This window comes from Mediterraneibacter faecis (genome assembly GCF_055383675.1).
In genome coordinates this window covers 2860763-2872921 of record NZ_AP043803.1, presented here as the reverse complement: position 1 = coordinate 2872921, position 12159 = coordinate 2860763, and the positions used below count along the sequence as shown (strand labels likewise).

The following is a 12159-nucleotide window of genomic DNA, read 5'->3' as shown; positions in this document are numbered from 1 at the left end:
GAAATGCATGACAAGATACTGTTACTGTAAAGAGTGATGGAAGATTGCAGGCGGATTAATTTAAGAAAGAAGGATTAGTGTGAAAGAAAAGTTTTTACGTTTTATGCAGGGAAGGTATGGATTGGATCAGTTCTCTAAGGCTCTGCTTATTGGGGGACTGATAGTAGTGCTCTTATCCTCATTTTTTGCAGGAGGAAGGGCAGGATCATTATTCTATTTACTTGGATGGATATTGATCATTTATTGTTATTTCCGTATATTCTCCAAAAATGTATCTAAACGATATGCGGAAAATCAGAAGTATCTTGCAAAGACATACAAGATTAGGACTTATATTCAGCAGCAGAAGAACAGTCTGGCGCAAAGAAAGGTATATCATATTTATAAATGTCCGGGGTGCAAACAGAAGATTCGTATTCCGAAAGGAAAGGGAAAGATTGAGATTCGCTGTCCGAAATGTGGAACAACATTTATTAAGAAGAGTTGACAGGTTTACTGGAGACGAGCAATCTGTTATGATATTCAAGTGTTGCTGGTCGCACATCGTGTGAACAGTAACTGTTTGTTAGAATAAAGGCAAGAGAAAGAACGAGGAAATAGGAAGGATGTCAGATCCATACAGTATATTAGGTGTAGACAGGAATGCTACGGATGAAGATGTGAAGAAAGCTTATCGAAAGCTGAGCCGACAGTATCATCCGGATGCGAATATCAATAATCCGAAGAAAGATGAGGCTGAGGCGAAGTTTAAGGAAGTGCAGCAGGCTTATCAGCAGATTATGGATGAACGCGAAAAAGGATATACTTCCGGATATGGTTCGAGTGATGGTTCAGGTTATGGAGGTTACGACCCGTTTGGAGGATTCGGCGGTTTTGGTTCTTATGGATATGGTTCAGCAGGAAGTACGGGTAGAACTTCCGGGATGAGTGAGGAAGATGCACATCTGAATGCGGCAGCTAATTACATACGAAGCGGACATTATAAAGAGGCTCTTAACGTACTTGACGGAATCAGTCAGCATAGTGCAAGATGGTATTTCTACAGCGCATCGGCGAATTCCGGATTAGGAAATAACGTGACTGCATTGGAACATGCGAGAGAAGCAGTTCGTCTGGAACCACAGAATATGCAGTATCAGATGTTACTTCAACAACTGGAAGGTGGCGGAAACTGGTATCAGACAAGACAGACAATGTACGGATATCCGGGAACCTATAATAGTAGCTGGTGTGTGAAACTATGTATTGCCAATCTGATGTGCAATATTTGCTGTAACAGTGGCGGACTGTGCCTGGGAGGCGGTCCGGGTGGCGGAACATTTATGTAAGAGGAATAGAAGAGGAGAACCGAGAATGTTAACACAGTTTTCGAGAACAGAACTGCTTTTAGGTAAGGAAGCAATGAACAGGCTGGAAGGCGCCCGCGTTGCAGTATTTGGTATCGGTGGTGTCGGTGGATACGTGTGTGAAGCTCTTGCAAGAAGCGGAGTTGGAAAGCTGGATCTGATCGATAATGATAAAGTCTGTATGAGTAATCTGAACCGACAGATTATTGCAACGAGAAAGACGGTTGGTCAATATAAAACAGAAGTGATGAAGGACAGGATTCTCGATATTAATCCGGAGGCGAAAGTGAACATTCACAATTGTTTCTTTCTGCCGGATAATGCAGATGAATTTCCTTTTGAAGAATATGACTATGTTGTGGATGCGGTAGATACAGTGACAGCTAAAATTGCTTTAGTTATGAAGTGTAAAGAATTGGATATACCGATCATCAGCAGCATGGGGGCGGGGAATAAGCTTGATGCAAGTGCGTTTCGTGTGACGGATATTTATAAGACTAAGGTATGCCCACTTGCGAAGGTAATGCGACGAGAATTAAAGAAACGCGGTGTTAAGAAACTGAAAGTTGTATATTCAGAAGAAGAGCCGATCCGTCCATTGGAAGATACTTCAGATAATTGCAATGTGGAGGAAACTTGTCAGGAAAATCTGGAATACAAGGCTGCAAAACGCAGATCCACTCCGGGCAGTGTGGCATTTGTGCCATCAGTGGCAGGGTTGATCATTGCAGGTGAAGTGATTAAAGATTTGGCAAAATGTGAATAGAACGACAGGGGAAGAGAGATGAGTAAGTCAAAGAAAGAATTAAGCTTTGCGGAGGAAGTAGAGCAGAGTCTGCGCAAGAAATTCAGGAAGAATATCTGGTGTAAATTTACAAAGGCAATCAATGAATATGAACTTGTAAAACCGGGAGACAGAATTGCTGTCTGTATTTCCGGAGGAAAAGATTCTATGTTGCTGGCAAAGCTTTTTCAAGAACTGAAGCGTCATAATAAGTTTGATTTTGAGGTGAAGTTTCTTGTGATGGATCCGGGGTACAGTCCGGTTAACCGTCAGGTGATAGAGGAGAATGCAAAGCGGCTGGAGATTCCGATAGAGGTTTTTGAATCAGATATTTTCGAATCAGTTTTTAATATAGAAAAGTCACCATGTTATCTCTGTGCAAGAATGCGTCGCGGATATCTGTATAGTCATGCGCAGAAGATGGGATGCAATAAGATTGCATTAGGACATCATTATGATGATGTGATCGAGACGATCCTCATGGGGATGCTCTATTCAGCGCAGGTGCAGACGATGATGCCGAAGCTGCATAGTACAAATTTTGAAGGAATGGAACTGATCCGACCGCTATATATGGTTCGCGAAGAAGATATCAAAGCATGGAGAGATTATAATGATCTGTATTTTCTTCAGTGTGCATGTAAGTTTACAGAAGCGTGCGCTACAACTGAGAATGAAGAGAATCTTTCTAAGCGTAAAGAAATCAAAGAATTGATTGCTACATTGAAAAAAGTAAATCCATATGTGGAGGGAAATATTTTCAAGAGTGTTGAAAATGTAAATCTGGATACTGTAGTTGCGTATAAGTCAAAAGGTGAGAAGCATCATTTCCTTGACACTTACGATGAGAAGTCGGAAGAACAAGGTGAATGATACGGAACTGCGGATGTAAATGAAGAAGCAGTGGATATAAAAAATGCTAAATTGAAAAATTAAGAAAGAGGCTTGACTTCTGTTTGCCCCCATGATACAATGTTTGGGCGAATGGAAGTAGGCTTTTTTTTTATGCCTAAAAATTGATGGCTCGCAACCATCAGCAACACGTAGGTGAATATATTAAAAGCGAGGTGGAAGTTGTGCGCACAAGAATTACTCTGGAATGTACGGAATGCAAGAACCGTAACTACAACATGACAAAGGATAAGAAGACTCATCCGGAACGCATGGAAACCAAGAAGTACTGCAGATTCTGCAAATCACACACACTGCACAAAGAGACAAAATAATTGTTGTCGAAAGGAAGTGGAATTATGGGTGAGAATACAAAAACTCAGAAAAAGAGCTGGTTCAAAGGACTTAAGGCAGAGTTCAATAAGATCGTTTGGCCAGACAAGAATACACTTGCTAAACAGACCACGGCAGTTGTTGCTGTCTCCGTAGTGCTTGGAGCGCTGATCTCAGTAGTTGATGCGCTTTTGAGATATGGAATTGACTTTTTAGTGAAATAGTTGACCGCAGCAGAAAGGTGATTTTATGTCAGAGGCAAAATGGTACGTCGTTCATACCTATTCAGGGTATGAGAACAAAGTAAAAGCAAACATTGACAAGACAATTGAGACTCGTCATCTGGAAGACCAGATTTTGGAAGTTCGTGTTCCACTTGAGGAAGTACCTGAGATACGTAATGGAGTGGAAAAGGTCGTACAGAGAAAGATGTTTCCTGGATATGTTATGATCCACATGATCATGAATGATGACACTTGGTATGTTGTAAGAAACACAAGAGGTGTTACAGGATTCGTCGGACCTGGATCCAAGCCGGTACCGCTTGATGAGAGTGAGATGGAGAACCTTGGAATCAAACAGGATGAGGTGATCCTTGATCTTGAGATCGGTGATGTTGTAACTGTACTTAGCGGTGCATGGGAAGGAACAGTTGGAGCTGTTCAGACAATCAACGAACAGAAGAAGAGTCTGACAATCAATGTTGAGCTGTTTGGCCGAGAAACTCCGGTTGAACTTGGTTTTTCAGAAGTGAAGAAAATGGATTAAAATTGCGTGGGAGGGATGAGAATCCCGCCAATACCACAAGGAGGTAATTGAAATGGCAAAAAAAGTAGAAGGATATATCAAATTACAGATTCCTGCTGGAAAGGCAACTCCGGCACCACCGGTTGGTCCTGCACTTGGACAGCACGGTGTAAACATCGTAGAATTTACAAAACAGTTCAATGCTAGAACAGCAGATCAGGGAGATCTTATCATCCCTGTAGTAATCACTGTTTACAATGACAGAAGCTTCAGCTTCATCACAAAGACACCACCGGCAGCAGTTCTTATTAAGAAAGCTTGTAAGATTCAGTCCGGTTCTGGTGTACCGAACAAGACAAAAGTTGCTACAATCACAAAAGCTCAGGTTAGAGAGATCGCTGAAATGAAGATGCCAGACCTGAACGCAGCTACAGTAGAGGCTGCTGAGAGCATGATCGCTGGAACATGCCGTTCCATGGGTGTAGTTGTAGAAGACTAATCCAGATTTTATAACGATTATATTGTAGGATACAATCAGCCGACCTTTTCCGGTGTCCTCGGGGGAGAGAGCGCTGAGAGTTCAATTGTTTAGTAAATTCATAAAGTGGGAGGGGCAAGTTCCCGCCAATACCACAAGGAGGTTATTGTAAAATGAAACGAGGAAAAAAATATATCGAAGCTGCAAAACTGATCGAAAGAGGAAATCTCTATGATCCTGCAGAAGCAGTAGCATTAGTAAAGAAATCAGCAACAGCAAAGTTTGACGAGACAATCGAGGCTCATATCAGAACAGGTTGTGACGGACGTCACGCTGATCAGCAGATCCGTGGTGCTGTAGTTCTTCCACACGGAACAGGTAAGAAGGTTCGCATCCTTGTGTTCGCTAAGGACGCTAAGGCTGAGGAAGCAAAAGCAGCAGGTGCTGACTTCGTTGGAGGAGACGAACTGATCCCGAAGATTCAGAACGAGGGATGGCTTGACTTCGACGTTGTAGTTGCTACACCGGACATGATGGGTGTTGTTGGACGTCTTGGACGTGTACTCGGACCTAAGGGACTTATGCCAAACCCGAAGGCTGGTACAGTAACAATGGACGTTACAAAAGCTATCAACGATATCAAAGCTGGTAAGATTGAGTACAGACTGGACAAGACAAACATTATCCATGTTCCGGTTGGAAAAGCATCCTTTACAGAGGAGCAGTTAGCGGACAACTTCCAGACGCTTATCGATGCAATTAACAAGGTTAGACCAGCCGCTGTTAAAGGTCAGTACCTGAAGAGTGTAACTCTTACATCTACAATGGGACCTGGCGTAAAGGTTAACCCGGTTAAGCTTGCATAATAAAATGTAAAAGAGACAGTTGCGAGACTGTCATAGAGGAGGGTCTGCTTTCGGCGGATCCTCTTTTGAAAAAGAAAAAAAGAAAAAGATGAAAAATAGGCTTGACATATGGAAAATAACATGGTATTATAGCTTAGCAACTGCCGAAGACAGTAGGTGCTGAAAAGCGTAAGTTATGAACGCCTACCGAGGAAGAATGAATTTTTACATGCGTATGAATTTGTAGAACCTCCACGTCTTTGGACCTGGAGATTTTTTTAGTTTCAGCAGAGTGATCTGCTGGGAACTTTGGCAGTACACGAATAATATAAGGAGGTGTACCGAAAAGTGGCAAAGGTTGAAGTAAAACAGCCAATCGTTGACAAGATTGCAGAAGAGATTAAAGACGCTCAGTCAGTAGTTCTCGTTGACTACCGTGGACTTACAGTTGCTCAGGATACAGAGCTTCGTAAACAGCTTAGAGAAGCTGGTGTGATCTACAAAGTTTACAAGAACACAATGATGAAGAGAGCTTTCGAGGGTACTGAATTTGCAGCCCTTGATGACTGCCTGGAAGGACCAAGCGCTATTGCTATTTCTAAAGATGACGCAACAGCACCGGCAAGAATCCTTTACAAATTTGCACAGGATGCTCCGGCACTTGAACTTAAGGGTGGTGTAGTTGAAGGAACAGCATATGATGTAGCAGGTATTTCTGAACTTGCTAAGATCCCTTCAAGAGACGAACTGCTTTCCAAGTTGCTTGGAAGCTTACAGTCACCTATCACAAACTTTGCTCGTGTTATCAAACAGATCGCAGAGCAGGGTGGAGAAGCGGCTCCAGCAGAAGCAGCAGAGGAGACAGCAACAGACGCAGAGTAATATGCGTCAGCTGATCTGGATACAGACAGCATATATGAGCAGATGCTCATCTAATTAATTAAGAATGAAAAGAAAAATGGAGGATATTTAAAATGGCTAAATTGACAACAGCTGAAATGATCGAAGCGATCAAAGAGTTATCAGTATTAGAGTTAAACGAGCTTGTTAAAGCTTGTGAAGAAGAGTTCGGCGTATCTGCAGCAGCAGGCGTTGTAGTTGCAGCAGCAGCTGAGGGTGCAGGAGCAGCAGAGAAAGATGAGTTCGACGTAGAGCTTACATCCGCTGGAGCATCTAAAGTAAAAGTTATCAAGGCTGTTCGTGAGATCACAGGTCTTGGACTTAAAGAAGCTAAAGAGCTTGTAGACGGAGCTCCGAAGGTAGTTAAAGAGGCAGTTTCTAAAGCAGAGGCTGAGGAAATCAAAACTAAACTTGAAGAGCAGGGAGCAGAGGTTACTCTTAAATAATTTTCCTGAATATAAGTTTATTCCGACCGCAGAAGATGATATGCTTCTGCGGTCTTTTTGCGAAAGAGGCGTTAGAAATGGATGCAGTTGAGTTGACGAGAGAGCTGATTAAGATAGAAAGTACGGATCCAGGAAGCTGGGAAACCGAGATTGGTGAATATATCTGCGACTATTTGAAAGAGAGTGGAGCAGATACAGAGGCTTACGAAGTAGAGCCGGGAAGAAAAATTGTAAAAGGTGTTGTGAAAGGTGCGAAAGCGCATCCGGCACTGGTATTTATCTGTCACATGGATACGGTTGTTAAGGGCGAAGGATGGACAAAAAATGCATTCGGCGCAGAAGTTTCAAATGGGAAAATCTGGGGACGAGGAGCTTGTGATATGAAGTCAGGACTTGCAAGTGCGTTGACAGCATTTGCGGAGGTGGCAAAATCACAGAAAGAGAATGCTGAGGATATAGAAAAACTTCCGGGAACATTAGTCTTTATCGGAACAGTAGACGAGGAAGCAGATATGAAAGGGTCAGAAGCAGCAGTGCAACAAGGATGGATTCAGAAGGAAGACTGGGTTCTTGATATGGAACCGACTTCCGGAATGATTCAGATGGCTCACAAAGGGAGAACCTGGTTTGAACTTAATGTGGAAGGTATTACTGCACATGCGAGTATGCCGGAGAAGGGGGCAGATGCAATCGCCGGAATCGCATTTATGATCGCAGAGATCCGAAAAGCGATGGGAAAAGTACCGACACATGAAGAACTTGGAAAGTCTACGGTTACATTTGGACAGATTTCCGGAGGATACAGTCCATATGTAGTATCAGATCACAGCATGGTGACGATAGATATGCGTCTTGTTCCGCCGATGAATACACAAGAGGCAGAAAAGATTGTTCGAAAAGCAATTGAAATTGGGGAAAATGCAGTTCCGGGTGTAAAGGGTTCTTATAAGATTACAGGTGACAGACCACCGGTGGAGACACACATGGAGTCAGGTCTTATGAAAGCTTTATCTGAATCAGTGAAAAAAGTTACTGGAAAAGATCCGGTTGTGTCAGCGTTCACGGGTTATACAGACACAGCAGTTGTGGCAGGTCTTTTGGGAAATCCGAATTGTATGTCTTATGGGCCGGGAAATCTTGCACAGGCTCATAAACCGGATGAGTATGTTGAAATTGCGGATATTGAGCGGTGTGTTCAGGTTTATCGTGAGCTGATCTGTCTTTATGAAGATATGATATAGAAGTTATTTCTGAAAAAAGATACTGTTCAAAAGGAAAAAGCTTAGAATAGCGGAAGATATAACATATCTTGAGAAAAAAGTCAAGAAAAATATAAAAAACACAAGAATCATGTTGACAATAAAAAGAGCTTTGTGATATAGTAGAAAATGCGCTATTGTGGAAAGGTATGCCATATAGTGACAGAGAATACTGTCGCAAGGCTCTTTTCATTTTTATATAACTGGAACTCGTAAAAGGCAGTTTATTGCCTGCAAAAACAATAAATGAGGAGTGAAACGTCAATGGAGAAAAACAGAATTCGTCCCATCAAAACCGGAAAAAGCTTCCGCATGAGCTATTCCAGGCAGCAAGAAGTATTGGAGATGCCTAACCTCATTGAAGTTCAGAAAGATTCCTATCAGTGGTTTCTTGACAAAGGACTGAAAGAGGTATTCGATGATATTTCCCCGATCGCAGATTACAATGGTCATCTGAGTCTGGAATTTGTGGATTTTACACTCTGCGAGGAAGATGCAAAATATACGATTGATGAGTGTAAAGAACGTGATGCAACTTATGCAGCACCTCTGAAAGTCAGAGTAAGGCTTTATAATAAGGAGACTGATGAGATTAACGAGCATGAGATCTTTATGGGAGATCTTCCGCTGATGACAAAGACAGGTACTTTTGTTATCAATGGTGCTGAGCGTGTTATCGTCAGCCAGCTTGTGCGTTCCCCGGGTATCTATTATGGAATCGCACATGATAAGTTCGGTAAGAAACTTTATTCAGCAACTGTTATCCCGAACCGTGGAGCATGGCTGGAATATGAGACTGATTCCAATGACGTTTTCTATGTACGTGTAGACCGTACAAGAAAAGTGCCGATCACAGTTCTGATCCGTGCACTTGGAGTAGGTACAAATGCAGAGATCATTGAACTCTTTGGTGAAGAGCCAAAACTTCTTGCAAGTTTTGGAAAAGATACTTCTGAGAACTACCAGGAAGGTCTGTTAGAGCTCTATAAGAAGATCCGTCCGGGCGAGCCGCTGGCAGTAGACAGTGCAGAAAGCCTGATTACAAGCATGTTCTTTGATCCAAGACGTTATGATCTTGCCAAAGTTGGACGTTATAAGTTTAATAAGAAGCTTCTTCTTAAGAACCGTGTATCAGGACAGATCCTCGCTGAGGATGCTGTAAGTGCGATCACAGGTGAAGTTGTTGCTGAAAAGGGAACAAAGATTACTCGTGAGATCGCTGATATGATCCAGAATGCGGCAGTACCGTACATCTGGGTAGAGGGTGAAGAGACTTCCAGAAATATCAAGGTTCTTTCCAATATGATGGTTGACCTCCAGGCTGTTGTTGATATTGATCCGGCCGAGGTTGGCGTGACAGAGCAGGTATATTATCCGGTTCTTGCAGGAATCATTGAAGAATCTGCAGGTGATGTAGATGAGATGAAGAGACTGATCAAGAGAGATCTTCATGATCTGATTCCGAAGCACATCACAAAAGAAGATATTTTTGCATCTATCAACTACAACATGCATCTTGAGTATGGCATGGGAAATGATGATGATATCGACCATCTGGGTAACAGACGTATCCGTGCGGTTGGAGAACTTCTTCAGAACCAGTACAGAATCGGTCTGTCCAGACTGGAAAGAGTTGTTCGTGAGAGAATGACAACACAGGATCAGGAGGGTATTTCACCACAGTCCCTGATCAACATTAAGCCTGTAACAGCAGCAGTGAAGGAATTCTTCGGATCTTCCCAGCTGTCACAGTTCATGGATCAGAACAACCCGCTGGGAGAGCTGACACATAAGAGACGTCTCTCCGCACTTGGTCCTGGAGGTCTGTCAAGAGACCGTGCAGGATTCGAGGTCCGCGACGTTCACTACTCTCACTATGGAAGAATGTGTCCTATCGAGACTCCTGAAGGTCCTAACATCGGTCTGATCAACTCCCTTGCATGTTATGCGAGAATCAACGAGTATGGATTTATCGAAGCACCATACCGTAAAGTTGACAAGACAGATCCGATGAACCCGGTTGTTACAGATGAAGTTGTATATATGACTGCTGATGAAGAGGATAATTACCATGTAGCACAGGCGAATACACCTCTTGATGAAGAAGGTCATTTCATTAATAAGAACGTATCCGGTCGTTACCTTGAGGAAACACAGGACTACGAAAGAAATAAATTCGATTACATGGACGTATCACCTAAGATGGTGTTCTCCGTGGCTACAGCGTTGATTCCGTTCCTTCAGAACGATGATGCTAACCGTGCGCTGATGGGATCTAACATGCAGCGTCAGGCAGTACCGCTTCTTACAACAGAAGCTCCGGTAGTCGGAACAGGTATGGAAGTTAAGACAGCTGTTGACTCCGGTGTGGCTGAAGTTGCAGAGCAGGCTGGTGTAGTTGAAAGCTCTACATCTACAAGCATTACGATCAGACATGATGACGGAACAAAGAAAACATATAAACTGACAAAATTCCAGAGAAGTAACCAGAGCAACTGCTACAACCAGAGACCGATCGTTGATAAAGGTGAACGCGTTGAGGCAGGACAGGTTATCGCTGATGGACCGTCTACATCCGGTGGAGAGATGGCTCTTGGTAAGAACCCATTGATCGGATTCATGACATGGGAAGGTTACAACTACGAGGATGCTGTTCTCTTAAGTGAGAGACTGGTTCAGGATGACGTCTACACATCTGTTCATATTGAAGAATATGAAGCAGAGGCAAGAGATACAAAGCTCGGACCAGAAGAGATCACAAGAGACATCCCAGGTGTTGGTGATGATGCACTGAAAGATCTGGATGAGAGAGGAATCATCCGTATCGGTGCTGAGGTTCGTGCCGGAGATATCCTTGTCGGAAAAGTAACTCCAAAGGGAGAGACAGAGCTGACTGCTGAAGAGAGACTGCTTCGTGCAATCTTCGGTGAGAAAGCACGTGAGGTAAGAGATACATCTCTGAAAGTACCTCATGGAGAATATGGTATCGTAGTAGATGCCAAAGTATTTACAAGAGAAAACGGAGATGAGCTGTCACCTGGAGTAAATCAGGCAGTTCGTATTTACATCGCTCAGAAGAGAAAGATCTCCGTTGGTGATAAGATGGCCGGACGACATGGAAACAAGGGTGTTGTTTCCCGTGTACTTCCAGTAGAAGATATGCCATTCCTTCCGAATGGACGTCCTCTGGATATCGTGCTGAACCCACTGGGTGTGCCTTCTCGTATGAACATCGGACAGGTGCTCGAGATTCATCTGAGTCTTGCAGCAAAAGCACTTGGATTCAACGTATCAACTCCTGTATTCGCAGGTGCGAACGAGAACGATATCATGGATACACTGGATCTGGCAAATGATTATGTAAACCTTGAGTGGGATGAGTTCGAGAAGAAACATGGCGAAGAGCTTCGTCCGGAAGTTCTCCAGTTCCTGTCTGAGAACAGAGATCACAGAGAACTTTGGAAGGGTGTTCCGCTGTCAAGAGACGGTAAAGTTCGTCTTCGTGACGGACGTACAGGAGAGTACTTCGACAGCCCGGTAACAATCGGACACATGCATTATCTGAAACTGCATCATCTGGTAGACGACAAGATCCATGCTCGTTCTACTGGTCCTTACTCTCTCGTAACACAGCAGCCGCTGGGTGGAAAAGCTCAGTTCGGTGGACAGCGTTTCGGAGAGATGGAGGTATGGGCCCTGGAGGCTTATGGTGCATCTTATACACTGCAGGAGATCCTGACAGTGAAGTCTGACGACGTTGTAGGACGTGTGAAGACATATGAGGCAATTATTAAGGGAGAGAATATTCCTGAACCAGGAGTTCCTGAGTCATTTAAGGTTCTTCTTAAAGAGCTCCAGTCACTTGCTCTGGATGTCCGCGTACTGCGTGATGACAATACAGAGGTTAAGATCATGGAGAGCGTTGATTACGGTGAGACAGACCTGCGTCATATCATCGAAGGAGACAGAAAGTATCGTGATGAGAATGAATCTTTCGGAGATCATGGATTCACAGAGAAGGAGTTTGTCGGAGAAGAACTGGAAGATGTTGAACTGGACGAAGAGCCGGACGACAGCGATCTTGAGAACTTAAGTTTTGATGATGATTACCTGGGTGAGGAATAATAAGG

At 43.4% G+C, this 12159-nt stretch carries 12 protein-coding genes, 1 pseudogene and 1 other annotated feature; all 13 genes and pseudogenes read left to right on the top strand.

The genetic code is table 11. The annotated features are described in order from the left end of the window. Positions 1 to 79: 79 nt before the first annotated feature. The 13 genes and pseudogenes from ACZ47Z_RS13625 (at position 80) to rpoB (ending at position 12154) form a co-directional block, all read left to right on the top strand. Complete coding sequence (locus tag ACZ47Z_RS13625; protein ID WP_020437218.1) at positions 80 to 487, top strand: zinc ribbon domain-containing protein; 408 nt, start codon at positions 80 to 82, stop codon at positions 485 to 487. Between the two features lie 118 nt (positions 488 to 605). After that, complete coding sequence (locus ACZ47Z_RS13620; protein ID WP_020437217.1) at positions 606 to 1328, top strand: J domain-containing protein; 723 nt, start codon at positions 606 to 608, stop codon at positions 1326 to 1328. A gap of 25 nt (positions 1329 to 1353) precedes the next feature. Further along, positions 1354 to 2112, top strand: coding sequence for a tRNA threonylcarbamoyladenosine dehydratase (locus tag ACZ47Z_RS13615; protein WP_020437216.1), 759 nt, complete (start codon positions 1354 to 1356; stop codon positions 2110 to 2112). A 54-nt stretch (positions 2113 to 2166) separates the two neighbouring features. Continuing rightward, positions 2167 to 3003 (top strand): annotated as a pseudogene (locus ACZ47Z_RS13610) (tRNA lysidine(34) synthetase); the annotation flags it as partial. 203 nt (positions 3004 to 3206) lie between these two features. Next, positions 3207 to 3356, top strand: a complete 150-nt coding sequence (gene rpmG, locus ACZ47Z_RS13605) for a 50S ribosomal protein L33 (protein WP_054753150.1) — start codon at positions 3207 to 3209, stop codon at positions 3354 to 3356. A 24-nt stretch (positions 3357 to 3380) separates the two neighbouring features. Continuing rightward, positions 3381 to 3578 carry a preprotein translocase subunit SecE gene (gene secE / locus ACZ47Z_RS13600; protein ID WP_015528659.1) on the top strand — a complete coding sequence of 66 codons (198 nt, stop codon included), beginning with the start codon at positions 3381 to 3383 and terminating at the stop codon, positions 3576 to 3578. A gap of 25 nt (positions 3579 to 3603) precedes the next feature. Next, complete coding sequence (nusG, locus tag ACZ47Z_RS13595) at positions 3604 to 4122, top strand: transcription termination/antitermination protein NusG (protein WP_015528660.1); 519 nt, start codon at positions 3604 to 3606, stop codon at positions 4120 to 4122. Between the two features lie 52 nt (positions 4123 to 4174). Then, a complete protein-coding gene (gene rplK, locus ACZ47Z_RS13590) occupies positions 4175 to 4600 on the top strand; it encodes a 50S ribosomal protein L11 (RefSeq protein ID WP_015528661.1) in 426 nt (141 codons plus the stop codon). Between the two features lie 152 nt (positions 4601 to 4752). Next, positions 4753 to 5445: a 50S ribosomal protein L1 gene (gene rplA / locus ACZ47Z_RS13585; RefSeq protein ID WP_015528662.1), complete on the top strand. Its 693-nt coding sequence runs from the start codon at positions 4753 to 4755 to the stop codon at positions 5443 to 5445. Positions 5446 to 5570: 125 nt separating this feature from the next. After that, positions 5571 to 5712, top strand: a sequence feature (ribosomal protein L10 leader region). A gap of 60 nt (positions 5713 to 5772) precedes the next feature. Next, on the top strand, positions 5773 to 6306 hold the full coding sequence (gene rplJ, locus ACZ47Z_RS13580; protein WP_020437213.1) for a 50S ribosomal protein L10: 534 nt from the start codon (positions 5773 to 5775) through the stop codon (positions 6304 to 6306). Positions 6307 to 6398: 92 nt separating this feature from the next. Then, a complete protein-coding gene (gene rplL, locus ACZ47Z_RS13575; protein ID WP_015528663.1) occupies positions 6399 to 6770 on the top strand; it encodes a 50S ribosomal protein L7/L12 in 372 nt (123 codons plus the stop codon). A gap of 77 nt (positions 6771 to 6847) precedes the next feature. Further along, on the top strand, positions 6848 to 8011 hold the full coding sequence (locus ACZ47Z_RS13570; RefSeq protein WP_055171567.1) for a M20 family metallopeptidase: 1164 nt from the start codon (positions 6848 to 6850) through the stop codon (positions 8009 to 8011). 282 nt (positions 8012 to 8293) lie between these two features. Continuing rightward, complete coding sequence (gene rpoB / locus ACZ47Z_RS13565) at positions 8294 to 12154, top strand: DNA-directed RNA polymerase subunit beta (protein ID WP_464525649.1); 3861 nt, start codon at positions 8294 to 8296, stop codon at positions 12152 to 12154. The last annotated feature ends 5 nt before the right edge of the window (positions 12155 to 12159 follow it).